Annotated in this window: 22 protein-coding genes and 1 pseudogene; 11 read left to right on the top strand and 12 right to left on the bottom strand. The window is 65.1% G+C overall.

Annotation, left to right across the window (positions count from 1 at the left end; genetic code table 11):
• Positions 1-46 precede the first annotated feature (46 nt).
• The 3 genes from ACOQOU_RS11930 to ACOQOU_RS11920 are packed head-to-tail and all read left to right on the top strand — an operon-like array spanning position 47 to position 3,722.
• Entirely contained in the window at positions 47-1,882 is a 1,836-nt protein-coding gene (locus tag ACOQOU_RS11930; RefSeq protein ID WP_109767871.1) for a monovalent cation:proton antiporter-2 (CPA2) family protein, read from the top strand.
• Positions 1,883-1,890: 8 nt separating this feature from the next.
• On the top strand, positions 1,891-2,304 hold the full coding sequence (locus tag ACOQOU_RS11925; RefSeq protein ID WP_196780310.1) for a VOC family protein: 414 nt from the start codon (positions 1,891-1,893) through the stop codon (positions 2,302-2,304).
• The gene (locus ACOQOU_RS11920; protein WP_245412753.1) at positions 2,301-3,722 is read left to right on the top strand and encodes an MATE family efflux transporter; all 1,422 of its coding nucleotides are present in this window, start codon (positions 2,301-2,303) and stop codon (positions 3,720-3,722) included. The genes ACOQOU_RS11925 and ACOQOU_RS11920 overlap by 4 nt, the downstream gene beginning before the upstream one ends.
• Positions 3,723-3,731: 9 nt before the next feature.
• Here ACOQOU_RS11920 and ACOQOU_RS11915 read toward each other — a convergent pair whose 3' ends face one another.
• The 3 genes and pseudogenes from ACOQOU_RS11915 to ACOQOU_RS11905 form a co-directional block, all read right to left on the bottom strand.
• Positions 3,732-4,640 (bottom strand): patatin-like phospholipase family protein, encoded by a 909-nt coding sequence (locus tag ACOQOU_RS11915; protein ID WP_109767836.1) that lies wholly within the window; start codon positions 4,638-4,640, stop codon positions 3,732-3,734.
• Positions 4,637-5,206, bottom strand: a complete 570-nt coding sequence (gene rsmD / locus ACOQOU_RS11910; protein ID WP_306026140.1) for a 16S rRNA (guanine(966)-N(2))-methyltransferase RsmD — start codon at positions 5,204-5,206, stop codon at positions 4,637-4,639. The genes ACOQOU_RS11915 and rsmD overlap by 4 nt, the downstream gene beginning before the upstream one ends.
• Before the next feature lie 57 nt (positions 5,207-5,263).
• Positions 5,264-6,613, bottom strand: a pseudogene (locus tag ACOQOU_RS11905) (pseudouridine synthase); the annotation flags it as partial.
• 96 nt (positions 6,614-6,709) lie between these two features.
• Here ACOQOU_RS11905 and ACOQOU_RS11900 point away from each other — a divergent pair.
• The gene (locus ACOQOU_RS11900; RefSeq protein WP_306026139.1) at positions 6,710-7,141 is read left to right on the top strand and encodes a nucleoside deaminase; all 432 of its coding nucleotides are present in this window, start codon (positions 6,710-6,712) and stop codon (positions 7,139-7,141) included.
• Positions 7,142-7,150: 9 nt separating this feature from the next.
• Here the strand turns inward: ACOQOU_RS11900 and ACOQOU_RS11895 are convergent, their stop codons facing one another.
• The 5 genes from ACOQOU_RS11895 to ACOQOU_RS11875 form a co-directional block, all read right to left on the bottom strand.
• The gene (locus tag ACOQOU_RS11895) at positions 7,151-7,720 is read right to left on the bottom strand and encodes a hypothetical protein (RefSeq protein ID WP_245412754.1); all 570 of its coding nucleotides are present in this window, start codon (positions 7,718-7,720) and stop codon (positions 7,151-7,153) included.
• A 171-nt stretch (positions 7,721-7,891) separates the two neighbouring features.
• The gene (gene ileS, locus ACOQOU_RS11890; RefSeq protein ID WP_306026138.1) at positions 7,892-10,888 is read right to left on the bottom strand and encodes an isoleucine--tRNA ligase; all 2,997 of its coding nucleotides are present in this window, start codon (positions 10,886-10,888) and stop codon (positions 7,892-7,894) included.
• Positions 10,889-11,090: 202 nt separating this feature from the next.
• Complete coding sequence (locus ACOQOU_RS11885) at positions 11,091-11,849, bottom strand: SDR family NAD(P)-dependent oxidoreductase (protein WP_306026137.1); 759 nt, start codon at positions 11,847-11,849, stop codon at positions 11,091-11,093.
• Positions 11,846-12,562: an SDR family NAD(P)-dependent oxidoreductase gene (locus tag ACOQOU_RS11880; protein WP_306026136.1), complete on the bottom strand. Its 717-nt coding sequence runs from the start codon at positions 12,560-12,562 to the stop codon at positions 11,846-11,848. Before ACOQOU_RS11880 ends, ACOQOU_RS11885 begins: the two co-directional genes overlap by 4 nt.
• A 1-nt stretch (position 12,563) precedes the next feature.
• Entirely contained in the window at positions 12,564-13,583 is a 1,020-nt protein-coding gene (locus ACOQOU_RS11875; protein WP_420578721.1) for a bifunctional riboflavin kinase/FAD synthetase, read from the bottom strand.
• A gap of 189 nt (positions 13,584-13,772) precedes the next feature.
• Here ACOQOU_RS11875 and ACOQOU_RS11870 point away from each other — a divergent pair, with 189 nt between their 5' ends.
• From ACOQOU_RS11870 to ACOQOU_RS11860, 3 genes are read left to right on the top strand one after another with little or no spacing between them, the layout of a single operon-like run.
• A complete protein-coding gene (locus tag ACOQOU_RS11870; RefSeq protein ID WP_306026135.1) occupies positions 13,773-14,966 on the top strand; it encodes a glycine C-acetyltransferase in 1,194 nt (397 codons plus the stop codon).
• Positions 14,963-16,009, top strand: a complete 1,047-nt coding sequence (gene tdh, locus ACOQOU_RS11865; protein WP_306026134.1) for an L-threonine 3-dehydrogenase — start codon at positions 14,963-14,965, stop codon at positions 16,007-16,009. Before ACOQOU_RS11870 ends, tdh begins: the two co-directional genes overlap by 4 nt.
• Positions 16,010-16,036: 27 nt before the next feature.
• Complete coding sequence (locus ACOQOU_RS11860) at positions 16,037-16,762, top strand: DUF2161 domain-containing phosphodiesterase (protein ID WP_293491885.1); 726 nt, start codon at positions 16,037-16,039, stop codon at positions 16,760-16,762.
• On the opposite strand, the gene ACOQOU_RS11855 is transcribed toward ACOQOU_RS11860, so the two are convergent.
• The 4 genes from ACOQOU_RS11855 to ACOQOU_RS11840 all read right to left on the bottom strand — a co-directional run bounded on the left by ACOQOU_RS11855 (position 16,742) and on the right by ACOQOU_RS11840 (position 22,524).
• Entirely contained in the window at positions 16,742-18,349 is a 1,608-nt protein-coding gene (locus tag ACOQOU_RS11855) for a SulP family inorganic anion transporter (protein ID WP_420578720.1), read from the bottom strand. The genes ACOQOU_RS11860 and ACOQOU_RS11855 overlap by 21 nt on opposite strands.
• Positions 18,350-18,599: 250 nt before the next feature.
• Complete coding sequence (gene groL, locus ACOQOU_RS11850; RefSeq protein ID WP_109767826.1) at positions 18,600-20,240, bottom strand: chaperonin GroEL; 1,641 nt, start codon at positions 20,238-20,240, stop codon at positions 18,600-18,602.
• Positions 20,241-20,303: 63 nt separating this feature from the next.
• Entirely contained in the window at positions 20,304-20,600 is a 297-nt protein-coding gene (gene groES, locus ACOQOU_RS11845) for a co-chaperone GroES (protein WP_109767825.1), read from the bottom strand.
• A 196-nt stretch (positions 20,601-20,796) separates the two neighbouring features.
• Positions 20,797-22,524, bottom strand: coding sequence for a pilus assembly protein TadG-related protein (locus ACOQOU_RS11840; RefSeq protein ID WP_306026133.1), 1,728 nt, complete (start codon positions 22,522-22,524; stop codon positions 20,797-20,799).
• Positions 22,525-22,716: 192 nt separating this feature from the next.
• Here ACOQOU_RS11840 and ACOQOU_RS11835 point away from each other — a divergent pair, with 192 nt between their 5' ends.
• The 4 genes from ACOQOU_RS11835 to ACOQOU_RS11820 all read left to right on the top strand — a co-directional run bounded on the left by ACOQOU_RS11835 (position 22,717) and on the right by ACOQOU_RS11820 (position 25,371).
• Positions 22,717-23,208, top strand: coding sequence for a TadE/TadG family type IV pilus assembly protein (locus tag ACOQOU_RS11835; RefSeq protein ID WP_109767823.1), 492 nt, complete (start codon positions 22,717-22,719; stop codon positions 23,206-23,208).
• 2 nt (positions 23,209-23,210) lie between these two features.
• Positions 23,211-23,909: a TadE/TadG family type IV pilus assembly protein gene (locus ACOQOU_RS11830; protein WP_158585153.1), complete on the top strand. Its 699-nt coding sequence runs from the start codon at positions 23,211-23,213 to the stop codon at positions 23,907-23,909.
• Between the two features lie 97 nt (positions 23,910-24,006).
• The gene (locus ACOQOU_RS11825) at positions 24,007-24,843 is read left to right on the top strand and encodes a TIGR01459 family HAD-type hydrolase (RefSeq protein ID WP_109767866.1); all 837 of its coding nucleotides are present in this window, start codon (positions 24,007-24,009) and stop codon (positions 24,841-24,843) included.
• 93 nt (positions 24,844-24,936) lie between these two features.
• On the top strand, positions 24,937-25,371 hold the full coding sequence (locus tag ACOQOU_RS11820; protein ID WP_109767821.1) for a universal stress protein: 435 nt from the start codon (positions 24,937-24,939) through the stop codon (positions 25,369-25,371).
• Positions 25,372-25,374 lie beyond the last annotated feature (3 nt).

The raw sequence follows: 25,374 nt of genomic DNA, 5'->3' as shown, positions 1-25,374 counted from the left end.
TCAAGGCCGGCTGCGGTCTTGACGCCCCCGATTGACGGAACAGGACATGGCCGGCGGCGCAACACCGGGTTTTTACAGCGAGGCGATCATCCTTCTGGGCGGTGCCGTCGTCGCCGCGCCGCTGTTCAAGCGGCTCGGTCTCGGCACGGTTCTGGGCTATCTGGCCGCCGGCGTCGTGATCGGTCCCCTGCTGGGGCTTTTCGCCGATGCCGAAGCGGTCTTCCAGGTCGCCGAATTCGGCGTCGTCCTGCTGCTGTTCGTCATAGGGCTAGAACTCAAACCATCGCGGCTGTGGTCGATGCGGCGGTCGATCTTCGGCCTGGGCGCCGCGCAGGTCGTGCTCACCGGCCTTGTTCTGTGTGCGCTCGCCATGGTGCTGACCCCGTTCAGCCTGTCGGCGAGCCTCGTCATCGGTTTCGGCCTCGCCCTGTCGTCGACCGCCTTCGCATTGCAGATCCTCGAAGAACGCGGAGAGATGAGCCGCCGCCACGGGCAGAAATCGTTCGCGATCCTGCTGTTCCAGGACCTTGCGATCGTTCCCTTGCTGGCCATCATTCCGCTTTTGGCGCCCGGCGGCGCCGATGCGGGCAATATGAACGCGCTGAATTTCGCCCTCGCCATCGGTGCCGTAGCGGTGCTGATCGCCGCCGGGCGCTACCTGCTCAACCCGCTGTTCCGGATCATCGGCAACACCGGTGCGCGCGAAGCGATGATCGCCACAGCGCTGTTCGTCGTCCTCGCCTCGGCCATGCTGATGCAGGTGGCCGGCCTGTCGATGGCCATGGGCGCGTTCATCGCCGGCGTGATGCTCGCCGAGTCCTCCTACCGGCACGAGTTGGAAGCCGACATCGAGCCGTTCCGCGGCCTGCTGCTGGGCTTGTTCTTCATGGCGATCGGCATGAGCCTCGATCTGGGTGTGCTGCTGCGCGAATGGCTGGTCATCCTGATCGCGGTGCCGCTTGTGATGGCGATCAAGGCGGCGATCATCTACGGTCTGTGCCGGGCATTCGCCACTCCGCACGACGTCTCCGTGCGCACCGCGCTTGTGCTGCCGCAGGGCGGCGAGTTCGGGTTCGTGATGTTCTCGTCGGCCGTCGCCTTCGGCATTTTCGACGGCCAGACATCGTCCATCCTGATCGCCATCGTGACGCTGTCGATGGCGCTGACGCCGATCAGCGTCGCGCTGGGGCCGCTGCTCTATGACGACGACAAGCCCGAGCAGATGGACGAGGATTTCGCCGGCGCCGACCGCGGCGCCGACGTGCTGATGGTCGGTTTTTCGCGATTCGGGCAGGTCGCCTCGCAAATCCTTCTGTCGGGCGGCTCCGACGTTACCATCATCGATCATTCCGCCGACCGTGTGCGAGCCGCACAACGCTTCGGCTTTCGCATCTATTTCGGCGACGGCACCCGCAAGGACGTCCTGGAAGCGGCCGGCATCAAGCGGGCCAAGATCGTTGCCGTCTGCACGCAGAAAAAGGACGTCACCGACCAGATCGTCGCCCTGATCCAGCGCGAATATCCCGAGGCACGCCTGTTCGTGCGCGCCTATGACAGGGCGCACACGCTGGAGCTGCGCGCCGGCAATGTCGAATATGAGCTGCGCGAGACGTTCGAATCGGGCCTCGTCTTCGGCGCCCGCACGCTGCAGGCGCTGGGCGTTTCCGAAGATGCCGCCTCGGAAATCCGCGACGATGTGCGCAAGCGCGACGAGGAACGGCTGCGCATCCAGGCGGTCGAGGGCATCTATGCGGGCGGCCACATGCTGCACACCGAGCCGGTGACGCCCGAGCCCCTGACCAAGCCGACGCGCGAGGCCAAAGTCATCTACACCGACCAGAGCGACACGCCCGACCGCGAGGAGACCACCGAACCATCATGACCGCGCCCCTGACACCTTTCCACCTGGCCTTTCCGGTCACCGACCTTGAAAAGACACGCGCCTTCTATCGCGATGTGCTCGGCTGCACCGAGGGCCGCTCGTCGGATCACTGGATCGACTTTTCACTGTTCGGCCACCAGATCGTCGCGCATCAGCGCGATGCGCCCGCCGGCGAAAGCAAGACCCATGTCGACACGATCGACGTGCCGGTGCCGCATTTCGGCGTCGTGCTGCCGATCGACGACTGGCGCGCATTGGCCGGCCGGCTGGAGGCGCGCGGCGATATCGACTGGATCGAGAAGCCGCTGACGCGCTTTGCCGGCCAGCCGGGCGAGCAGGCCACCCTGTTCATCCGTGACCCGTCGGGCAATGCGCTCGAATTCAAGGGCTTTGCCTCGATGGAGTCCCTGTTCGCGACATGAGCGAGGCGCGGGCCGGCGAGGCGAAGTTCCTGACCGGTCCGACCATGGGTCATGTTGTGACGATGACCGCCACCGGCTCGATCGGGCTGGTGGCGATCTTCATCGTCGATGCGCTCAACCTGTTCTACATTTCGCTTCTGGGACAGGAGGAACTGGCCGCCGCCATCGGCTATGCCGGCACGCTGATGTTCTTTGCAATCTCGGTGGCGATCGGCATGACGATCGGAGCCAGCGCGCTTGTCGCGCGGGCGCTCGGCGCCGGCGACCGCGAGCGCGCGGCGCGCAATGGCGGCGCGGCGCTGTTGTTCATCGGCCTTTCGATGACCGCGATCGCCGCGCTGATCTGGCCCAATCTCCATTTTCTGACCGGGCTTCTGGGCGCGCGCGGCGAAACCCAGGCGATTGCCGTCGGCTTCCTGCAAATCGTCGTTCCGTCGACGCCGGCGGTGGCCATCGGCATGGGCGCGGCTGGCATATTGCGCGCCGTCGGCGACGCAAGGCGGGCCATGTATGTGACGCTGATCGGCGGCGCGATCTCGGCGGCGCTCGACCCGGTGTTCATCTTCGGGCTCGATCTGGGCGTGACCGGCGCCGCGATCGCCACCGTGATCTCCCGCTGCGCCATTCTGGCGATCGGACTTCACGGCGCGATCGTGGTGCATAATCTGGTCCGCCTGCCGGACCCGGCGACCCTGACGGGCATCGCCCGGCCGTTCCTTCTGATCGCCGGCCCGGCGGTGATGACACAGCTCGCAACGCCGGTCGGCAACGCCTACGTGACCGCGCAGATCGCGCAATTCGGCGACGATGCGGTGGCCGGATGGGCGGTCATCGGTCGGCTGATCCCGGTGGCGTTCGGCGCGGTCTTCGCGCTTTCGGGCGCGGTCGGGCCGATCCTGGCGCAGAACCTCGGCGCCCGGAAATATGACCGGCTGCGCTCGGCGATGCGCGACGCGCTAATCTTCACCATCATCTATGTCCTGTCCGTCTGCGCCGCGCTGGCGATCTTCGCCGAGCCTATTGCGGATCTCTTCGGCGCGACCGGACAGGCGCGCGAACTGATCGTCTTCTTCTGCCTGTTTGCGGCGATCAGCTTTCTGTTCAATGGCGGGCTGTTTGTCGCCAATGCCGCCTTCAACAATCTGGGCTACGCGCTCTATTCGACCATGTTCAACTGGGGCCGCTCGACGCTCGGCGTGATCCCGTTCGTCTGGGCCGGCGCAAAGCTCTACGGCGCGACCGGCGCGATCGCCGGCTGGGCGCTGGGCGCGGTGGTCTTCGGCATCGCCTCGGTGATCGTCTGTTTCAGGGTGATCGCCACGATCGAGCATCGCGACGATGCCGAACCGCCGACGGGGCCAGTGCCGCCGACCGCACAGTCGCCGTTCACCAGCGCCAAGGGCGCGACATTGGGGTAGAGCGACGCGCTATCCGTGCCGGACGCCGGCGGGGTCCATCTCCCAGGCGGCGATCGCCGCTTCCAGCTTCTGGCGGAACTCGTCGCGCACGGTCGCCGTCGCATCGAGGATCTGCTGCGCCTTGAGAAAGTCCAGAACGCGGAAGCGCGAGACAGGCGGACGGATGAAGACATCGGGCGGGCCGACCATCAGCTTGAGCTGAAGGATCGACTGCATCATCAGCTGCGAGACGCCGTAAAGACTGTCGATGGTCGTCGGCGGCTTGGACGGGTCCCCCTGCGGGGCGCCGACCACATCGATGCCGATCACGATGTCCGCCTTGCCCATCAGATGGTCGTAGGGCACCGGATTGAACAGGCCGCCATCGACATAGATGCGCCCGTCGCGGCGAACCGGCTTGAAGATGGCAGGGATCGCCGCGGACGCTGCGATCGCCGAATAGAGATCGCCGCTCTCGAAAAAGGTCTGGCGATGGCCGTAATAGTCGGTGGCGACGATCGACAGAGGGATCTCCAGCGCATCGAAATCCTCGGCGATCTCGGGCGGCAGGAACGTCCTGACGATCCGCTCGACATTGAACTGACCGAACCGGAAGCCGCCATCGACGAGTTCGCTGAGCCGCGCCGGCCGCGTCTGCCAGAACTTGCCCATCACTTCGGTGCGGTTGCCGGCCAGCTTGAGCGTGTAGTCGCGAATGTCGCGGCCGGACATGCCCGAGGCCATGCCCGCGCCCATGATCGCACCGATCGAGGCGCCGCTGATCGCCACCGGACGGATGCCCATCTCCTCGAGCACCTCGATGATGTGGATATGCGCATAACCGCGTGCGCCGCCGCCGCCGAAGGCGATCGCGACGGTCGGGCCGCTTTGCGCCGACGGCACCTGCCCGGGTCGCACCTCGTCGATGGTCGCGCTCATGATGGCTCTCCAGCCGCGATGAAGTTCAGGGCGGTGTCGCCCGTGCGCCGGCGGTCGAGCATCGTCAGGCCGTCCGGCAGCGCGATGGCGGCCGCCGCCGTCTCTTCTAGCACGATCAGCGCGCCGGGGGACAACCAACCGCCGTGCAACATCGCCGCAAGCGCCTTGTCGCCCAACCCCTTGCCATAGGGCGGGTCGGCGAAGACCAGATCGAACGGCGCCATAGTACCGATCGGTCCCAAGCGCGTCGCATCGCGCTTGAAAAGCTTCGCGGCGCCCTGAAGGCCGAGATCATGCATTGTCTTGCGGATCAGCCCGCGCCCCTCGACGGACGGTTCGACGAACAGGGCGAAGGCCGCGCCGCGTGACAGGGCCTCGAACCCCAGCGCGCCGGTACCGGCAAACAGATCGAGGACGCGGGCGCCTTCCAGCCTGTCGGCATGATTGTGCGCGATGATGTTGAACAGCGCCTCGCGCGCCCGATCGGTCGTCGGCCGGATCGCCATGGCGCCGGATTTCGGCGCGGCGATGGCGCGGCCGCGCAACCGTCCGCCGACGATCCGCACCGGTCAGCCCTTGTCCGGTTTGCCGGGCTTGCGCGGGCCGGCGGGTTTCGGGCCGCCCTTTGACGGTTTGCGCTTGCTCTCCGGCCGGGCGCCGGGCGCCATCCACACGTTCGACGAGCGGTTGGCACGGTGCTTCGGCTTGCCGCCTTCGTCCTTGTCCGTACCGGGCGCCTTGGTCGACCAGCGGTCCCGCACCCGTTCGCGGCGGTCGCCGGCCTTCTCGAAGCGCTTGCCGCCCGATGCGGCCCCACCCTTGTCCGGCTTGTTGGCGTCGCGCGTGCCCGACACCCAGTCGCCATCCTTGCGGACCGTCATCGTACGCGTCTCGCCCTCTCCATCGCCGGCCCTGACGGGGCGGTTGGGAAACGAGCGCAGCACGGGCGCATCGAAATCGGCGCCGGACTCCTCGATAAGCCGCGCGCCGAGCTGGTCGCGCAGCGTCTTGCCCTTGACCTCGAGCACCGCGCCTTCTTCGAGCGCGCCCAGCTGGAACGGACCGTATGAGATGCGGATCAACCGGTTCACCTCGAGCCCTAGCGCGCCGAGCACATTCTTGACCTCCCGGTTCTTGCCCTCGCGCAGGCCCATCTCGATCCAGACATTGGAGCCCTGCTCGCGCTCCAGCGTCGCCTCGATCGCGCCATAGAAGACGCCATCGACGGCCATGCCCTCCTTGAGATCGTCGAGCCGTTTCTGGGTGATCCGGCCATGGGCGCGCACGCGGTAGCGGCGCAGCCAACCGGTCTGGGGCAGTTCGAGCGTACGGGCCAGGCCGCCATCATTGGTCAGAAGCAGCAGCCCCTCGGTGTTGATGTCGAGGCGGCCAATGCTGACCACGCGCGGCAGATCGCCGGGAAGGCGCTCGAACACGGTCGGACGGCCCTCGGGATCGCGGTTGGACGTCACGAGGCCGGCCGGCTTATGATAGAGCCACAGCCGCGTCCGCTCGACCTGGGGGATCGGCTTGCCGTCGATCTCGATCCTGTCCTCGGCGGTGACATTGACGGCAGGACTTGTCAGCACCTTTCCGTTGACCGAAATGCGGCCGTCGGCGATCAGCCCTTCGGCCTGGCGGCGGGAGGCCACACCGGCGCGCGCCAGACGCTTGGCGATCCGCTCTTCGGGGCGCGCCGTCTCCGGAATTTCGGCGGGCGCGGGATCGGGCCTCGGCTCGACACGCGGCGGGCGGTCCCGTTCCTTGCGCGGACCGCCGGGTTTGCCGCCCGCAGGCACGGTGCTGCGCGGCGCGGATTTGTAGCCGCGGCTGTCGCGGGACGGCGCATCGCCGCCGGCGTCGTTTCGCGGGCGCTTGGGGCCGCCGCCGGGCCGGTCCTTGAAGCCGCGGCTCTTCATGGGCTTGCCGCCCGCCGGGCGTTTGCCGCCGGATCTCTTGTCGTCAGCACTCATTTGGTGTTTTTGCCTTGTGTCGGCGCGTGATTACCAGCTTGGCGCGCCACGCGCGAGAGAAAGTTGCCGCCTGTGCCCGCCAGACCGTCACCACACATGCAGGCCGCCCTGGACGAGGCGCGCGCCGCCGCGGAGCGCGGTGAGGTGCCGGTCGGCGCGGTGATCGTCAAGGACGGCGAGATCATCGCCCGCGCCGGCAACCGGCCACGCGAGACGAACGACCCGAGCGCCCATGCCGAGATGCTGGCGATCCGCGGGGCCTGTTCGGCGCTCGGGCAGGAGCGGCTGACCGGCTGCGACCTCTATGTCACGCTGGAGCCGTGCACGATGTGCGCGGCGGCGATCTCTTTTGCGCGCATCCGGCGGCTTTATTTCGGCGCGACCGATCCCAAGGGCGGCGCGGTGATCTCCGGCGTGCGCTTCTTCGAACAAGCCACCTGCCATCACGCCCCGGAGACCTATCCGGGGATCGGCGAACGCGAGGCTGCCGAACTGCTCAAGCGGTTCTTCGCCGAACGGCGCGCCTAGCGGACCGTTCTAGAACGGCAGGAAACGGCGCCAGCCGGTCTTTTCACCCTGGGCACGCTTGGCCGCGCGCTCCTTTTCCGATTCCGTCGGTCCAAGATCGCCATAGGCGGCGGTTTCGGCGGGCTGGCGGTATTCAACCGGCGGATCGGTCAGATAGACCCGTCGCACGGCGCTCGCCTGCACGCGATCCGGCCCTTCGGAAGCGCCAATCGCCTCGGCGTCGCGCCGGTTGGCGATGAAATTGGGATCGCGCAGCCCCTCATCGGCTTCGCGGCGCACCCGCGCGCGCTGCTCTTCGGGGCTTTCGGGCCACTGACCGGAGGCGGTGGCAATGCTCTCCTGCGGTGGCGGCAGATTGTTCGGATCGGCCGGACGGACGATGTCCGGGCGCGGCGTATAGTTGATCCGCGGGGGCGGCGTGCGATCGCCCAACGAGATCGCATTGTTCAGATCGTCGAACAGCTGGTCGGTCGCGGTGACACCGGTGCCGTAGGTCGGGCCAAAACAGCCGGCCAAGGCTAGGCCGCCGGCGCAAACGAGCGCCATCGACCCGGTCGAACGAAGAACTTTGTTTGACATCACTGACCCTATCGGTTTGGCGCCGCCTGATCGGGCGGACACCGGCCGAACCCTCGCCCCGAGCGCGCCATGCACGCCAAATCCGGCGATTTCGTGAAGCGCGTCTATCACATCGGCACGGACCTGGTAAATCGCCACGGTTAACGATGGTTAACCATGGCGATCGTACCGTCAAAGCCGCCCGAGATCGCGCAATTCGTGCAGGGCACGGGCATCGCGGGCGGACACGTCCGGAAACTCCGGATCAGAACCGACATCGCGCGTCACCCGCCAGGAGCGGGCGCATTTGGTGCCTTCCGCCATGGCCGGGACCACCGCGACGCCGGTAACCTCATCGAGGGTAAAGGCATCCGCCGGCGGCGCATCGCTGCTGACGACGATGTCCGAGGTGATGGCGATTTCGGCCATGTCGAGCCCGTCGATCGCGTCCATCAGCCCTTTGTCGGTGACATGGACGACGGGCGCGGCCTCCAGCGACGAACCGATCCGCTTGTCGCGGCGCTCGATCTCCAGAGCGCCGGTGATCACACGGCGCACCTTGCGGATTTTGGCCCATTTTTCGGCGAGGGCATCGTCACGCCACTGGTCCGGGCATTTGCGGAACTGTTCCAGATGCACCGATTCGGCGTCCGGATAGCGGCTCAGCCAGGCTTCCTCCATGGTGAAGGGCAGCATCGGTGCCAGCCAGGTGACCAGCCGGTTGAACAGATGATGGACGACCTGAAGCGCCGCCCGGCGGCGTTGCGACGAGGGCGGATCGCAATAGAGCGCATCCTTGCGCACGTCGAAATAAAAGGCCGACAGCTCCAGAACCATGAAATCGAGCAGCGCGCGGGTGATGCGCTTGAAGTCGAACGCGTCATAGCCCTTGTCGACCAGCTTATCGAGTTCCCACAACCGGTGCAGGACCAGCCGTTCGAGCTCGGGCATGTCCTCATATTCGACGCTCTCGCCCTCATCATGGGCGAGCGTGCCGAGCATCCAGCGCACCGTGTTGCGCATCTTGCGATAGGCATCGATGTTGGTCTGGATAACCGATTTGCCCAGGCGCTGGTCTTCCCAATAGTCGGTCGTCATCACCCAGAGGCGCAGAATGTCGGCGCCCGACTGGTTCATCACGTCCTGCGGGAAGACCTGGTTGCCGAGCGACTTCGACATCTTCCGACCGTCCTCGGCCATGGTGAAACCATGGGTGATGACGGTGTCGTAGGGTGCACGGCCGCGCGTGCCGCAGCTTTCCAGAAGCGAGGAATGGAACCAGCCGCGATGCTGGTCCGAGCCTTCCAGATAGACATCGGCGGGCCATTTCAGGTCGGGCCGGTCTTCCAGCGTGAAGGCATGGGTCGAGCCGGAATCGAACCAGACATCGAGAATGTCCATCACCTGATGCCATTTGGACGGGTCGTGCTCATTGCCGAGAAACCGTTCCTTGGCACCGTCGGCGAACCAGGCGTCGGCGCCCTCTTGTTCGAAGGCTTCGAGAATGCGCTTGTTGACGCCCTCGTCCTGCAGAACGTTGCCGTCATCGTCGGCGAAGAGGCAGATCGGCACGCCCCATGCCCTTTGCCTGGAGAGCACCCAATCGGGCCGGTCGGCGATCATGCCGCGAAGCCGCGTCTGGCCCGAGGCCGGCACGAAGCGCGTCTCGTCGATCGCTTTCAGGGCGCGGTCACGCAGCGTGGTGCCGTCGCCAAGGTCCATGTCCATATGGACGAACCATTGCGGCGTGTTGCGGAAGATGACCGGCTTTTTCGAGCGCCAGGAGTGCGGATAGGTGTGCTTGAGCCGGCCGCGCGCAAACAGCATGTCCTTGGCGATCAGTGCTTCGATCACCGCCTTGTTGGCGTCGCCCTTCTTGCCCTTGTCGTCGATGACGCGGGCCGGGCCGCCCTCGCGGTCGGGGCCGAAGCCGGGCGCATCCTCGGTGAAATAGCCGGCATCGTCGACGGTGAAAGGGATGGCGGCGGAGATGCCGCGCGCTTCCAGAGCGCGGGCATTGTCCATCCAGGCGTCGAAATCCTCGCGGCCATGGCCGGGCGCGGTGTGCACGAAACCCGTGCCGGCATCGTCTGTGACATGCTCGCCAGCGATCAGAGGCACCTCGAACTCATAGCCGCCGGCAAAGCCCTTCAGAGGATGCGCGCAGGTGATGGCGGCCAATTCGTCGGCAGTCACATCGCGCAGGCGTTTGTATTCGAGCTTGGCCTTGGCAAAGCTTTCCTCGGCGAGCGCATCGGCAAAGACCAGCTTCTCGCCGGGCCGGGGTCCGAAGGTGTTCTCGGCGGCGGAGACTTCGTAGAGGCCATAGTTGATCTTGGTGGAATAGCTGATCGCCCGGTTGCCGGGGATGGTCCATGGCGTCGTCGTCCAGATAACGATGAAGGCATCATAAAGATCGGACCGAAGATCATCCTTCCGTTTGAGGCTGTTCGCGTCATCAGGATCGGACAGCAAGAGATTCGATATGACGGGAAACTTCACCCAGACCGTGTCGGACTCGTAATCCTGATATTCGACCTCGGCCTCGGCCAGCGCGGTGCGCTCGACCACCGACCACATGACCGGTTTGGAGCCGCGATAAAGCTGACCGCTCCGGGCGAACTTCAGGAGTTCGCCGGCGATGCGTGCCTCGGCGTGGTAGTTCATCGTCGTATAGGGCTTGTCGAAATCACCCTCGATGCCCAGCCGCTTGAACTCGGCGGTCTGCACCTTGATCCAGTGGGCGGCGAAGTCGCGGCATTCCTTGCGGAACTCGTTGACCGGCACCTCGTCCTTGTCGCGGCCCTTGGCACGATACTGCTCCTCGATCTTCCATTCGATCGGCAGGCCGTGACAGTCCCAGCCGGGCACATAGTTGGAATCATAGCCGCGCATCTGGAACGAGCGGGTGATGACGTCCTTGAGGATCTTGTTGAGCGCGTGGCCGATATGGATGTTGCCGTTGGCATAGGGCGGGCCGTCATGCAGGACGAACTTCTCGCGGCCGGCGGCGTCTTCGCGCAGGCGCCTGTAGAGGCCCATCTCCTGCCAGCGGGCGACCAGTTCGGGCTCCTTCTTCGGCAGCCCGGCACGCATGGGGAAATTGGTCTGCGGCAGATAGAGCGTCTTTGAGTAATCGAGCGCCTCGACATTGTCGTTGGCGCTGCCTTTTTCGGTGGTCTGGGTCATCGTTTCATCGCGTCGTTTGGCGTCAAGCGCGGTGCGCGGCGCCGGTGAGGATCAGGTGAAGGCGGGCAGCCCCGCAAACGCATTCCCGGCCCCGCTACGCTGGGTCAGCGGCGGGCCGGGCCGGTAATTCGGAAAATGGCGCAAACGCGTGTCGACATGGCCGTGCTTCTATCAATGGTGCGGTGCGAATGGAAGGCGCAATTCAGAAGACGCTTCTGTCCAGCCTGTCGTAGATGATGCGCTTCATGGCGCCGGTCACCGGACCCGGCGCGAGGCGGCCGGCAAAGGCAAACAGCGTTGCGCCGGCGCCCGGCGTGATCATCGCCTTGCCGCGTTGCGCCGCCGCGAGAATTCGCTTTGCCGCTTCGTCGGGCGGCATGCGCTTTTTGGCGTCGGCACCCTGGGGCGCGTGGCGCGCGGCATGATCGGTGCGCAGGGGACCGGGACAGGCGACCGATACCGATACGCCGAAGGCCTTCTTGAACGGCGCGCGGACCGACTTGGCATAGACGGCCAGCGCATCCTTGGACGCGCCATAGCTGGCCGCGCCCGGATAGCCGGTGAAGTGGCTGAGCGAGGAGACGAAGACGAGCCGCCCGCCCGGCGCCAGCGCGCCCGCCGCCGCAAGGCCTGCACACAGCACCATCGGCGCTTCCGTGTTGACCGCGAGTAGCCGTGCATAAGCCTCGGGCGGGATCGCCTCGAACGGGCCGGTGGCCGAAATGCCGGCATTGAGGACGATCCAACCGAACGGCCCGCGCCCCGCGAGGTCGCCAACAAGCGTATCGACGGCGCCGGGATCGGCAAGGTCACAGCGCAGATGGTCGAACGGCGCATCGGCGCCTGGCGCATCCCGGTCGATGCCCGTAACGGCGAACCTGTCTGCGGCGAGCCGCTCGGCAAAGGCGCGGCCGAGACCGGCGCTCGCGCCGGTCACGAGTGCTTTGCGTGGTGCGCTCACAGCTTTCCGCTCCACGCGGCGCGGCCGGTCCAGTATCGCCCGAAGGACAGGGTGACGGGCGAACGGCGCGCGACGATGGCGCCTTCGAGCATCGCCGCCATGCTGCCGGCAGGAATGAAGATGGTGCGCAAACGGCCGGGATCGTGGCCGGCCTTGGCGTGCATCTCCGTGCGGGTCGGGCCGGGATGGACGATCTGCACGGCAACGCGCCCGGACCACTCGGCTCGGAGCGCGCGCGCCAGCCCGTGCAATCCCGCCTTGGAGGCCGCATAGGCGGGAAACAGCCCCTGCCCTGTGTGCGCGACCGAGCCGACCAGCGTCAGCGTGCCGCCGGCCTTTTCCAGCCACGGGAACAGTGCACGCGCCAGAAGCACTGACGCCGTGAGATTGACGGCGAGCGTCTCGCGGATTTGCGCGGCGGACTCGATGCCGCCCTCGACCGCAAACCCGGTACCGGCGTTCAGGACGAGATTGTCGAGTTTCACCCAGCCGGCTTTCAACATCGCTTCCGCGATCGCTTGCGTTGCGGCCTCGGGATCGGTCAGCGGCGCATGGACGTAGCGCACGCCTTCGGGCAGCACGGGCAGCGCATCGGTATCGGCGCGACGGCCGGCCACGAGAATGTCGTGGCGGTCCGCCAGCCGCCTGACCAGTTCGAGGCCGATGCCGCTTGTGCCGCCGGTGACGACGATCTTGCGGCGCGCCTCCGCCATCTCAACCGCCGCCGAAGGTGAGCGTGGCATCGAGCGGCGACAGCGGCTCCACCGTGGCCAAGGTTTGGCGCGCGGACGCTTCGTCACGCTTCATCTGCGCGACGAGGGTGTCGAGATCGTCGTACTTTTCCTCGCCGCGCTGGAAGGCGACGAGGCACACCGTGCAGGTCTCGCCGTAAAGATCGCCATGGAAATCGAACAGGAAAGTTTCGAGCAGCGGCGCGCCGTTCTCGGTGACCGTCGGGCGGCGCCCGAAGCTGGCGACGCCGTCATGGATGGTGCCATCGGCGCGGATGAACCGCACCGCATAGATGCCGTGGGCCAGCGGCGTCGTTTCCGGAAGCGCCATGTTGGCGGTCGGATAGCCGAGCGTCCGCCCCAATTGCTCGCCCTTGGCCACCTCGGCCCGCACCCGGTAGCGGTAGCCGAGCAGCCGGTTGGCGTCGTCCAACCGGCCGGTCTGCAACTCGTCGCGAATGCGGCTCGACGAAATGACGTGAATATCGGTGTCGCGTTCGGCATCGACCAGGATCACGTCGAAGCCGCGGTTCCTGCCGGCCTCCATCAGGAAGGCCGGTCCGCCCTGGCGCTTGGCGCCGAAATGAAAGTCGAAGCCGGTGACCACATGGCGCACGCCAAAACCGGAAACCAGAACATCGTCGATGAACTGGTCGGCGGTGAGCGCGGCGAAATCGAGCGTGAACGGCATTTCGACCACGGCATCGAAGCCGAGCGCCTCGAGGATTTCGGCCTTCATCGGCGCCGGCGTGATCCGCGCTGGCGCCCTGTCGGGCTTGAACACTGCGCGCGGATGCGGTTCGAAGGTCAGCACCGTCAGAGGCGTCGCATCGCGCTCAGCGGCCGCGCCCGCCGCTTCCAGCACCGCCTGGTGGCCGCGGTGTACGCCGTCGAAATTGCCGATGGCAACCGTTGCGCCGCGCAGACGGGCAGGCAGGCCGGCAAGGGACGAATGGCGCGCGATCATCGATTCGGCCTTTTTGGCGCGCGGGCGCCACGACATTTCAGGGCCGCCGGGCGCATGCGATTGACGGCCCCGACGGAGCCGCGAAAGTGCACACTTTGTGGACCGTTTCAAGCCTGCGCCGGGACCGCGAGACACGTTGCGGGGCGCCGTTCCGACAATTTGCTTCGCGCCGGTGGTTGCGGCACAGGCCCCACCGCGCAACGATGGTGTCGGGAGGAGTTGACCATGGCAACGCCGTTTCTTGCGCATCTCGAGGAAAGCCTTGCCGCAATGGAGGCCGACGGCCTCTTGAAGCGCGAGCGCGAGATCACCTCGCCGCAGGGCGGCCATATCGCCGTCGGCGACCGGGATGTCATCAATCTGTGCGCCAACAATTATCTCGGCCTTGCCGATCATCCGGCGCTGATCGATGCCGCCAAGACGGCGATGGACGATCACGGTTACGGCATGGCGAGCGTGCGCTTCATCTGCGGCACGCAGGATCTGCACCGGGCGCTGGAGCGGCGTCTCGCGGCGTTCCTCGGCAAGGACGATGCGATCCTGTTTGCCGCCTGTTTCGATGCCAATGGCGGGCTGTTCGAGCCGCTGCTCGGGCCTGAGGACGCGATCGTCTCGGACGCGCTCAACCATGCCTCGATCATCGATGGCATTCGCCTGTGCAAGGCGAGGCGCTACCGCTACGCCAATTCGGACATGGACGATCTGGAAGCGCAATTGAAAGCGGCACGGGCCGACGGCGCGCGCTTCGTCATGATCGCCACCGACGGCGTCTTTTCCATGGACGGCTATCTGGCCCGGCTGCCTGAAATCGTGGCGCTCGCCGAACGCCACGATGCGCTGGTGATGGTCGACGATTGCCACGCCACCGGTTTCATGGGGCCGCAGGGGCGCGGCACGCACGCCCATTTCAACGTCGCCAATAAGGTCGATATCCTGACCGGCACGCTCGGCAAGGCGTTGGGCGGGGCGATCGGCGGCTACATTGCCGGCCCGCAGGCGGTGATCGGCATGCTGCGCCAGCGCGCCCGGCCCTACCTGTTCTCCAACTCGCTGCCGCCGGCGGTCGTCGCGGCGGGCATCGCCGCCATCGATCTGGTCGAAAAGGCCGACGATTTGCGCACGCAACTGTTCGGCAACACCGCCCATTGGCGCGCCGGGCTGACCGATCTGGGATTTGAGCTTTTGCCCGGCGAACATCCGATCGTGCCGGTGATGCTCGGCGAAGCCCGTCTGGCGCAGGACATGGCGGCTGCCCTGTTCGAGCAAGGCGTCTATGTTTCGGGTTTCTTCTTCCCGGTCGTGCCCAAGGGCAAGGCGCGCATTCGCACGCAGATGAACGCGGCGCTGTCGCGCGACGATCTGGACAGCGCGCTCGGCGCGTTCGAGCGGGCCGGCAAGGCGACGGGCGTGCTGTCATGACGGAGCGGCCCAACATGATGAGGGCGCTGGTCAAGGCCCATGCGGGTCCCGGCCTTGAGATGCAGCGCCTGCCGGTGCCGGAGATCGGGCCGGACGATGTCCTGATCCGCATCAACAAGACCGGCATTTGCGGCACCGACATCCATATCTGGAACTGGGATGCGTGGGCAGAGAAGACGGTGCCCGTGCCGCTCGTCACCGGCCACGAGTTCGCGGGCGAAATCGTCGAGCTGGGCGCAAACGTGGACGATCTGGAAATCGGCCAGCGCGTGTCGGGCGAAGGCCATCTGGTCGGCAAGCACAGCCGGGCGAGCCGCGCCGGCCGGTTCCACCTCGATCCTGAAACCCGAGGCATCGGCGTCAACGAACAAGGCGCCTTCGCCGACTATCTGCGGCTGCCGGCCTTCAATGTCGTGCCTCTGCCCGATGCGGTGTCCGACGATATCGGGGCGATCCTCGATCCGCTCGGCAATGCTGTGCACACGGCGCTGTCCTTCGATCTGGTGGGCGAAGATGTGCTGATCACCGGCGCCGGGCCGATCGGCATCATGGCCGGCGCGGTGGCCCGGCATATCGGCGCGCGCCATGTGGTGATCACCGATATCAATGAGGACCGGCTGGCGCTCGCAGGCCGGGTCGCCGACGTGGTGCCGGTGAACGTGGCCGAGACCGATCTCCAATCGGTCGCCGATGGTCTGGGCATGAAGGAAGGCTTCGATGTCGGGCTCGAAATGAGCGGATCGCAAGCCGCGCTCGACCAGATGGTCGAAGCCCTTGTGATGGGCGGCCACATCGCCATGCTCGGCATTCCGCCGGGCAAGTCGCCGGTCGATTGGTCCCGCATCGTCTTCAAGGCGATTACCATCAAGGGCGTATACGGCCGGGAGATCTTCGAGACCTGGTACAAGATGATCGCCATGCTGGAGAACGGGCTCGACGTGTCGCAAGTCATCACGCACCGCTTTTCCGCCGAGGATTTCAAGGACGGGTTCGCAATCATGCGTTCGGGCCAAAGCGGCAAGGTGGTGCTCGACTGGGGGTGAGGTTGCACGCTGTGCTATCAATCATGCATGGCGGCGCGAATCAGGGAAACCGAGCTCTACGCTCCCATCAAGCGGCTGCTTGAAGGCCAGGGCTATGAGGTCAAGGGCGAAGTCGGCGCGGCCGATATCGTCGCCGTGCGCGGCGACGAAGACCCGGTCATTGTCGAACTGAAAACCGCGTTCTCGCTGTCGCTTTTCCATCAGGCGATCGAGCGGCAGGCGATGACCGACCATGTCTATGTCGCCGTGCCGCGCGGCGAAGGCCGGCCGTTCCTGAAGGCGCTCAAGCAGAACCGCAAACTGTGCCGGCGGCTGGGCCTTGGCCTGATCACCGTGCGGCTGGCCGATGGGCTGGCCGAGATTCACGAAGACCCTGCCCCCTACCGGCCCCGGCCCTCAAGGCCGAAGAAGGCGCGGCTTCTCAAAGAGTTTGCGCGACGGGTCGGCGACCCCAACGAGGGCGGCATGACGCGGCGTACGCTGATGACGGCCTACCGGCAGGATGCACTGCGCTGCGCCCGGTGCCTTGGCGAGAACGGGCCGACCAAGGCCGCCGAGGTGGCGCGGCTGACCGGCGTGCGGCGCGCCCGCCCGATCATGTATGACGACCATTATGGCTGGTTCGAACGCGCCGGTACCGGCGTCTATACGCTCAGTCCGAAAGGCTTGGCGGCGCTCGATGCGCACGCGCCGGACATCGCAATTCTCATCGAAACCGTCGACGCCGCCGCGTCAATGCCCGCCGCCCAGTGACCCGATCCTGACGCCATAGTTGACCGCGACGCCGTAATCGGGATCGTCGTCGGAATCGACCATGAGCTGGCCGGCGCGGTTCAAAAGCTGATGACAGTCGCGCGACAGGTGCCGCAATTGCAGCGTCTTGCCGGCGGCCTCATACCGCGCGGCAATCTGCTCGATCGCCTGCAGGGCCGACTGGTCGGCGACCCGGCTGTTCATGAAATCGGCGGTGACGAGTACCGGATCGTTTTCCGGATCGAACAGTTCGACAAAGCCGTCGGCGGAGCCGAAGAACAGCGGACCCTCGATCTGGTAGGTCTTGGCGCCTTCGGGCGTGACGTGGGTCGTCGCGCGGATGCGCGTGGCGTTGCTCCAGGCATAGGCAAGCGCCGAGACGATGACGCCGACGATCACCGCGATGGCCAGGTCGGTCAGGACGGTGACGATGGTGACCAGAAAGATGACGAACGCGTCGGTCGCCGGGATGCGGCGCAAAATGGTCAGGCTCTGCCAGGCAAACGTGCCGATGACGACCATGAACATGACGCCGACGAGCGCGGCCAGCGGGATCTGCTCGATCAGCGACGAGCCGACGAGGATGAAGGCAAGCAGGAACAGCGCCGCCGAAATGCCCGACAGACGCGTCCGTCCGCCCGATTTCACATTGATCATCGACTGGCCGATCATCGCGCAGCCGCCCATGCCGCCGAAAAAGCCGGTCACGGTGTTGGCCGTGCCCTGGGCGACGCATTCCTTGGATGCGCCGCCGCGCTGGCCGGTGATCTCGCCGACGAGGTTCAGCGTCAGAAGGCTCTCGATCAGTCCGATGGCGGCGAGGATCAGCGCATAGGGCAGGACGATCCGCAGCGTTTCGAGCGTCAGCGGCACGGCCGGCAGGTGAAACTGCGGCAGCCCGCCCTCGATCGAGGCGAGATCGCCGACGCGCGGCACATCGATGCCGAAGACGATGACCAGCGTGGCGACGACCGCGATGCCCGCGAGCGGCGCCGGCACCGCCTTTGTCAGTTTCGGCACGATCCAGATGAGCGCCATCGTCAGCGCGACGAGGCCCAGCATCAGGGCGAGCGGCCAGCCGGTCATCCAGACCTGGCCGCCGCCGGGCCCAGGCACCTTGAACTGGGTCAATTGCGCCATGAAGATGACGATCGCCAGCCCGTTGACGAAACCGAGCATGACCGGATGCGGCACCAGGCGAATGAACTTGCCGAGATGAAAAAGGCCGGCGAGGATTTGAATGATGCCCATGAGCACAACGGCGGCGAACAGATATTCGACGCCATGCTGGGCGACCAGCGACACCATCACCACGGCGAGCGCGCCCGTGGCGCCGGAGATCATGCCCGGCCGGCCGCCCATCACCGCGGTGATCAGGCCGACGATGAACGCCGCATAGAGCCCGACCAGCGGATGAACGCCAGCCACAAAGGCAAAGGCGACCGCTTCGGGAACGAGCGCGAGCGCCACGGTCAGGCCGGACAGAAGCTCGGTCTTGATGCGCGACGGCGTCAGCGCGGGCGGTGTGTGCGGGACAGTGTCGGCAAACGACATGCGCCCGGCCAGGGCTGCCAGGGTGGCTTTCATGAAACAAGCAATCCGGGGAAGGCGATCAGGGGATGTGCCCTCCTACAGCATCCTGTGTGCAATGCAACACAGGCTGGCGTCCGGCTGCCATGCAGATCTGCATGGCCAAGACGAGAAAGGCGGGGATCGCTCCCCGCCTTCAAAAGCTGATGCTGCAAGCCGGGTGGCTTACATCATGCCCATGCCGCCATTCGGGCCCGCTTGCCGGGCCCGAACGCTTTTCAGTCGCGGGCGGCCATTTCGGGCATAATTACATCATGCCCATGCCGCCCATGTCGGGCATGCCGCCGCCGGCCGGAGCCCCCGATTCCTTCTTGGGCGCATCGGCGATCATCGCCTCGGTGGTGATCAGCAGGCCCGCAACCGAACCGGCGTCTTCGAGCGCGGTGCGCACGACCTTGACCGGATCGACGATGCCCATGGCGACCATGTCGCCGAACTCGCCGGTCTGCGCGTTGTAGCCGAACTTGTCGTCATCGCTTTCGAGGATCTTGCCGGCGATGATCGAAGCTTCGGCGCCCGCATTGGTGGCAATCTGGCGAGCCGGTGCCTGCAGGGCGCGGCGGATGATGTTGATGCCCGCTTCCTGGTCGGCATTCTCGCCCTTGGCGCTGATCGTCTTGGAGGCGCGCAGCAGCGCGGTGCCGCCACCGGGCACGATGCCCTCTTCGACGGCGGCGCGGGTTGCGTTCAGCGCGTCGTCGACGCGGTCCTTGCGCTCCTTGACTTCCACTTCGGTCGAACCGCCGACGCGGATGACGGCAACGCCGCCAGCCAGCTTGGCCAGACGCTCCTGCAGCTTCTCGCGGTCATAGTCAGACGAGGTTTCCTCGATCTGCTGCTTGATCTGGGCGACACGGCCTTCGATGTCGGCCTTCTCGCCGGCACCGTCGACGATGGTCGTCTCTTCCTTGGAGATGTTGACCTTCTTGGCGGTGCCCAGCATGTCGAGCGAGACGTTTTCGAGCTTGATGCCGAGGTCCTCGGAGATCACCTGGCCGCCGGTCAGGATGGCGATGTCCTCGAGCATGGCCTTGCGGCGGTCACCGAAGCCCGGTGCCTTGACGGCGGCGATCTTGAGGCCGCCACGCAGCTTGTTGACGACGAGCGTGGCCAGCGCCTCGCCTTCGACGTCCTCGGCGATGATCAGCAGCGGACGCGACGACTGCACGACCGATTCGAGGATCGGCAGCATGGCCTGCAGGTTGGACAGCTTCTTCTCGTGGATCAGGATGTAGGGATCCTCGAGATCGGCGACCATCTTTTCAGGGTTGGTGACGAAGTAGGGCGACAGGTAGCCGCGGTCGAACTGCATGCCTTCGACGACTTCCAGTTCGGTCTCGGCGGTCTTGGCTTCCTCGACGGTGATGACGCCTTCATTGCCGACCTTCTGCATGGCCTCGGCGATCATCGTGCCGATTTCCTTTTCGCCATTGGCGGAAATCGTGCCGACCTGGGCGACTTCGTCGGAGGTGGCGATCTTGGTGGCGCTCGACAGCAGCTTTTCGACCACTTCGTTGACGGCCAGATCGATGCCGCGCTTGAGGTCCATCGGGTTCATGCCGGCGGCAACCGCCTTGTGGCCTTCCTGGACGATCGACTGGGCCAGAACGGTGGCGGTGGTGGTGCCGTCGCCGGCAATGTCGTTGGTCTTGGAGGCGACTTCGCGCACCATCTGGGCGCCCATGTTCTCGAACTTGTCTTCCAGTTCGATTTCCTTGGCAACGGTGACGCCGTCCTTGGTGATGCGCGGCGCGCCGAACGACTTGTCGAGCACGACGTTGCGGCCTTTCGGACCGAGGGTGACTTTCACGGCGTCGGCGAGAATGTTGACGCCATCGAGCATGCGCTCGCGGGCCGTGCGGCCGAATTTGACTTCCTTAGCGGACATGATCTTCTACTCCCGGGCAATGTGCCCAATGCAATTTGCGTTTGATGATCGACGGGACGCGGCTCAGCCCAGAACGCCCATAATGTCGCTTTCCTTCATGATCAGCAGGTCCTCGCCGTTCAGCTTGACCTCGGTGCCGGACCATTTGCCGAACAGGACACGATCGCCGGCCTTGACGTCCATGGCGATCAGATCGCCGTCATCGTCACGGCCGCCCGGACCGACGGCGACCACTTCGCCTTCCTGCGGCTTTTCCTTGGCGGTGTCGGGGATGATGATGCCGCCGGCCGTCTTCTCCTCGGACTCGACGCGGCGAACGACCACGCGGTCGTGCAGCGGACGAAAGTTCATCTCTGCCATTTTCGTTACCCTTGATTGCGTTGAATGACATCTTCTTGCAAAGACAGGAACGCGGATGCGTTCGCTAGCACTCACATCGAGAGAGTGCTAGCGCCGGTCAGATAAGGATGGGAAAATCCGGAGTCAAGGGCCACGGAACGAAAACGGGCGCCCGAAGGCGCCCGTTCCGAACGGATGGTTTTTGTGGACCCGACGATCAGTCCTCGGGCGGGGTGTAGTGGCTCAGCCGCAACTTGCCGATATCGTCGCCGATCTTGCGGAAGGCATCTTCGAGTTCCTGAGAGTCCGCCGCGGCGATCGCCGTTTCGGACGAGGTCGCGCAATGGTTCATGATTTGCGTCGCGGCCGAGCTCGGGTTGCCAAAATAAACGAAGTAGATCTTGACGCCAAGGTTCTTGATTGATGTGCAGAACTCCTTGGATGCGTCGTCAAAGACGCCGTTGGCCTGCCACTGGCTCGGGCTGTTCGGCAAGTTCTTGTCCAGCAGGTCATCTCTCGGATACTGGAGACTGGAGTAGCTGGTTGCATAGTGGCCAGGATTCCGCGGCCAGTTGTCACCGTCGGTCATGAAGACGAGGATCTTTTCCGCTTCGCCAAAGTCGGCTGCATTATCGAACGGTTCCCAGGGCGTCAGAGTGTGCATCGCCCAAGAAAGACCGGTCGTGAGATCCGTGTTGCCGTTGGCCTGCATGTCATCGATCGCGTCTTCGAGATCGTCACGATCGTCCGTCAGAGGAATCATCGGCGCCGTATTGCACTTGCCATTGGGACCCAGTCCCCAGGCATTGCTGGGCGCGCCGGCATATTTCGGCGTATTCATCACCCGCGAATGCTCGTTGTTGACCTTATTGCCGCCCACGTTCGAGTCGCCGCCGGTATCCGAAATATAGTTGTTTCGGCCACCCCATCCGTCACGCTCGTCCGGCGCCATGTGCGGAACGAAGAGCGAGTCCCCATCATCTAGCGTTGGGGCGTCAAATCCGAACCTGTAATCGCCATGGCGATGCTCGAAACAGCCGGCCCATTCCACGTTGGAGAAGCGATTGAAGACGTCGCGGCGTGTTATGATGTTGATGCCGGGAAGGGCGCGCAGGGCATCGAGGTCTACACCGTCGCCGTCGCCCTCAAGCGGCAGATAGTCAACCAGACGGCTCGGGTCATGGTGTTGCCACCGGTCCCCACTGTTTCCAGGGCCCATTTCAAAATACATGCCGCCGTCATTGTTGTAGGGCGCAAGATAGTTGAAATGACCGGTCGAGCGGCCTTCCCAGTCGATCCACCAGGCATCGTTGCCCGAGGAGTCGGTGCGATATGCTTCAGGCACCCGCACATTGGTGTGCCAGGGAACAAGCGAAAACCGCAGGTCCGCATTGTCGAAATCGTCCATCGCGTCCGATGCGGCGTCCATCAGGACAATGGTCGCATCCTTGGCCGCATCGATCATGCGCTTTCCGCCTGACCAGTTGCCCATCGAACCGGAATTGTCGATCGCGATTGCGACTTCGACATCACGCCGGCCGAACTGCGCCTGTTTGCGGCCGACGACGGTCAACTCGTCCTGACCGAACAGGTGCATCAGGTACGTGTCGATGCTGGTCTTGGCGACGATACGCACCAATCCGCTGGACGGATCGACCTGAAAGACGTCGTAGGAAAGGGTGCGGCCCTTGACCATCTCGGCCATCAGGCCCTTGCCTTCGGCGATCAGGTCTTCGGCCGGAATGTTCGGGTTCAGCGTGGTCCGCTTGGCCAGATGCAGCGCCACCGACTGGGCCGCCGTCTCGATCTGGGTTTCGGTGCGCACCGCGTTCGTATAGTCGACCGCAAGGCCGGTCATGCCGAACAGCGGAACGACGGCGAACGCCGCCATGATGTAGGCCGTGCCTTTTTCGTCGGCGGCAAAACGCTTGAACAGGTTTTTCATCTTCTTCGCCTCGTTCCTTGCGGCATCGGTGCGCGGCGATCCCGCCCGCACCATGCGCCACAGCTTTGGCGGGTAATCTAAGGCAAACACCTAAATACCCGTTTAACGAGCCGTTCGAACTTGAACGGTCGGCGAAAACGGAAATGAAACCCTTTGCGGGTAGCCTGTCCGGCAAATCGGGAAGCAGGGGCCATGCTCAGCCACATCAGATCGTTCATCGTCAGGGAAAAGGACGGGGTTGCCGCAATCGAGTTCGGATTGCTGGCGCCGGCCTTCTTTGGGCTGCTGATCGCGATCTTCGAGATCTGCTATTTCGTCTACGCGTCCACATCGACGCAGCGCGCGGTTGAAAAGGCGGTGTTCGACCTGCGCACCAACCATGCCGCCACCGTCGTTCAGCAACGCAATCTGACGATCGAGGAATGGTATCGAGAAACGATCTGCGGGCGAGTCAGCCTTTCGACCTGCGAAAGCACCTTGCAGATCACCATCGAACGCTACGATCAGGACATGAACCAGGTCTGGTCGACGTCCGATCCCGACCAGCTGACACTGGCGCCGCGCGAGACGATCATGCGTGTCGAAGCACAGGTGGACATGCCGTCGATCATGTTCACCGACCTGCTGTTCGGCGATCAGGCAGCCAGGCTGAGCAGCGGCATCACATTCATGACGGAGCCGTGATCATGGGTTCGATTGTCTCCACTACATATCAAGCGATCCGGCGCAGGCGCGCGCTGGCCCGACTGTTCGCACGCAATGGCCGCGGTTCGGTTTCCGTGGAAATGGCGTTCGTGCTGCCGATCTTCGCGGCGATGGCGTTTCTGACCTGGGACGCCGGCACGATCTATACGCAGTACAACCGTGCGGTCAGCAATCTCTATTCGGTCGGCGACATCATCACCACCCGCACCGAGGACCTGACCTGCAACCAGCTCGATGCGATCTCCGAACTCGTCTACGACTCCTATGCTCACGGCAACTGGGCCAGGCGGCAACGGAGCGGCGACGACTTCCCGGCCAATGGCGCGCTCGATTTCCGGTTCCTGGCGACGATGATCCGCGTTGAAACGCGCCCCAACGGGCGTATTCGCGGCCGAATCGAATGGGAATACCGGCGGCACCAAACCCGCGCCCGCAATCCCGGACGCCTGGTCAACATCCCGAACGAACTCCAGATCGACGGCATGCGCTATCTGCATCTGGATGGCTTTTTCCATCTGGCGCCCTCCTTCAATTATCTGGGCATCTTCGACATGCACCCGGCCGCAAACAGGGACGACGGCCTGTTCCGGGTAAACCAGTATTTCCCGCTTCGCTACGTCCCCAATATCGATCTGGTGGAAGAGCCCGGCGACCAGTTCGACTACAAGTGCAGGGGCTGAAATCGCCCCCAGCGCCGCAAAGTCCGTGACTTGAAAGACCCGCCGGGTTAAGCGCCCGGCGGGTTTGTTGTCGGGCAGGACGGAGAGCGGCATGGCCATGGCCAACATCGATACGCTGGATGCTTTGCACGATCGCTATGACGCGATCCTGTGCGACGTATGGGGCGTGCTGCACAATGGCGTGGTTTCGTGGCCGGCCGCCTGCGAAGCCCTGCAACGGGCGCGCAAGGCGGGCAAGACCGTCATCCTGATCACCAATTCGCCGCGGCCGACCGCGCAGGTGCTGGCGCAGCTGGCGCGATTGGGCGTGCCGGCGGACTGCCATGACGGCATCGTGACATCGGGCGACGTCACCCGCACGCTGATCGCCGAGGGCCCGCGCCGCATCTTCCATATCGGCACCGAGGAAGACCTGCCGATCTTCGACGGCATCGATGTCGAGCTTGTCGAGGATTTCGAGGCGTCGGCGATCGTGGTGACCGGGCCGCGCGACGATGAGCGCGAAACGCCGGACGACTATGCCGACCTTCTGGCACGGCTGCGGGCGCGCGACCTGCCGCTGATCTGCGCCAATCCGGACATCGTCGTCGAGCGCGGCGACCGGCTTGTCTATTGCGCAGGCGCGATCGCCCGCGCGTACGGGCTTCTGGGCGGGCGCACGCTGATCGCCGGCAAGCCACACGCGCCGATCTATGAGGCGGCGCTGGCGCAGATCGGCGCGACGGCCGACAGGAGCCGGGTGCTTGCCATCGGCGACGGGATGACCACCGACGTCAAGGGCGCGATGGACAACGGGTTCGACCTGTTGTTCGTCTCCGACGGCATCCATGCGCGCGAATATGGCGAACCGGGCGCGCCGGACCCGGCGCGGCTGGCCGCCTTTCTGCACGATTTCGGAGCGAACCCGGTGGCCACCATGGTCAATCTGCGCTGACCGGCATCCCGGGGCGGCACGGCCGACCTGATCGAGATCAATGCAAGCGCCGCGCGCTGCCGGCAGGCTCGGACGAAAACGCGGAGCGCTCCCATGTTCAAGACCATCATCGCCGCCTATGACGGCTCGGACCATGCGCAGGAGGCACTCAAGGCCGCCTGCGATCTCACCTCGAAATACGGTGCGAGGCTGCACATCGTCCACACGCCGCAAGTGGCCAGCGAAACGATGATGGTCGGTTATTCGGCCGTGCCGCTGCCGCCAAGCGCCGAGGAACTTGAAAAGGCCGGCGCCGATGCCATCGAGAAGGCCACGGCCATCGTCGGCGAGCAAGGCATCGACAATGCCGTTACACACGTTCAGCCCGGCGATCCAGGCCGGGTGATCGTCGAATATGCGAAGGCCGAGAACGCCGACCTGATCGTGATGGGTCGCCGCGGTCTGGGCGACTTCGGGTCGCTGCTCGTCGGCAGCATCACCCACAAGGTCTCGCAACTGGCCGAATGCGCGGTGCTGACGGTCAAGTAACCG

Source organism: Oceaniradius stylonematis, from assembly GCF_965223445.1.
GTDB classification, from domain to species: Bacteria; Pseudomonadota; Alphaproteobacteria; order Rhizobiales; family Rhizobiaceae; genus Roseitalea; species Roseitalea stylonematis.
The sequence above is the reverse complement of the archived record's forward strand: the minus strand, read 5'-3'. Positions and strand labels throughout refer to the sequence as shown.

Bases quoted from the DNA above. Each gene is read 5' to 3' on its own strand.
- ACOQOU_RS11930 (WP_109767871.1), top strand. From the start codon at position 47: ATGGCCGGCGGCGCAACACCGGGTTTTTACAGCGAGGCGATCATCCTT.
- ACOQOU_RS11920 (WP_245412753.1), top strand. From the start codon at position 2,301: ATGAGCGAGGCGCGGGCCGGCGAGGCGAAGTTCCTGACCGGTCCGACC.
- ACOQOU_RS11915 (WP_109767836.1), bottom strand. From the start codon at position 4,640: ATGAGCGCGACCATCGACGAGGTGCGACCCGGGCAGGTGCCGTCGGCG.
- ACOQOU_RS11900 (WP_306026139.1), top strand. From the start codon at position 6,710: ATGCAGGCCGCCCTGGACGAGGCGCGCGCCGCCGCGGAGCGCGGTGAG.
- ACOQOU_RS11895 (WP_245412754.1), bottom strand. From the start codon at position 7,720: ATGTCAAACAAAGTTCTTCGTTCGACCGGGTCGATGGCGCTCGTTTGC.
- ileS (WP_306026138.1), bottom strand. From the start codon at position 10,888: ATGACCCAGACCACCGAAAAAGGCAGCGCCAACGACAATGTCGAGGCG.
- ACOQOU_RS11880 (WP_306026136.1), bottom strand. From the start codon at position 12,562: ATGGCGGAGGCGCGCCGCAAGATCGTCGTCACCGGCGGCACAAGCGGC.
- ACOQOU_RS11875 (WP_420578721.1), bottom strand. From the start codon at position 13,583: ATGTCGTGGCGCCCGCGCGCCAAAAAGGCCGAATCGATGATCGCGCGC.
- ACOQOU_RS11870 (WP_306026135.1), top strand. From the start codon at position 13,773: ATGGCAACGCCGTTTCTTGCGCATCTCGAGGAAAGCCTTGCCGCAATG.
- tdh (WP_306026134.1), top strand. From the start codon at position 14,963: ATGACGGAGCGGCCCAACATGATGAGGGCGCTGGTCAAGGCCCATGCG.
- ACOQOU_RS11860 (WP_293491885.1), top strand. From the start codon at position 16,037: ATGGCGGCGCGAATCAGGGAAACCGAGCTCTACGCTCCCATCAAGCGG.
- ACOQOU_RS11855 (WP_420578720.1), bottom strand. From the start codon at position 18,349: ATGAAAGCCACCCTGGCAGCCCTGGCCGGGCGCATGTCGTTTGCCGAC.
- groL (WP_109767826.1), bottom strand. From the start codon at position 20,240: ATGTCCGCTAAGGAAGTCAAATTCGGCCGCACGGCCCGCGAGCGCATG.
- groES (WP_109767825.1), bottom strand. From the start codon at position 20,600: ATGGCAGAGATGAACTTTCGTCCGCTGCACGACCGCGTGGTCGTTCGC.
- ACOQOU_RS11840 (WP_306026133.1), bottom strand. From the start codon at position 22,524: ATGAAAAACCTGTTCAAGCGTTTTGCCGCCGACGAAAAAGGCACGGCC.
- ACOQOU_RS11835 (WP_109767823.1), top strand. From the start codon at position 22,717: ATGCTCAGCCACATCAGATCGTTCATCGTCAGGGAAAAGGACGGGGTT.
- ACOQOU_RS11830 (WP_158585153.1), top strand. From the start codon at position 23,211: ATGGGTTCGATTGTCTCCACTACATATCAAGCGATCCGGCGCAGGCGC.
- ACOQOU_RS11825 (WP_109767866.1), top strand. From the start codon at position 24,007: ATGGCCAACATCGATACGCTGGATGCTTTGCACGATCGCTATGACGCG.
- ACOQOU_RS11820 (WP_109767821.1), top strand. From the start codon at position 24,937: ATGTTCAAGACCATCATCGCCGCCTATGACGGCTCGGACCATGCGCAG.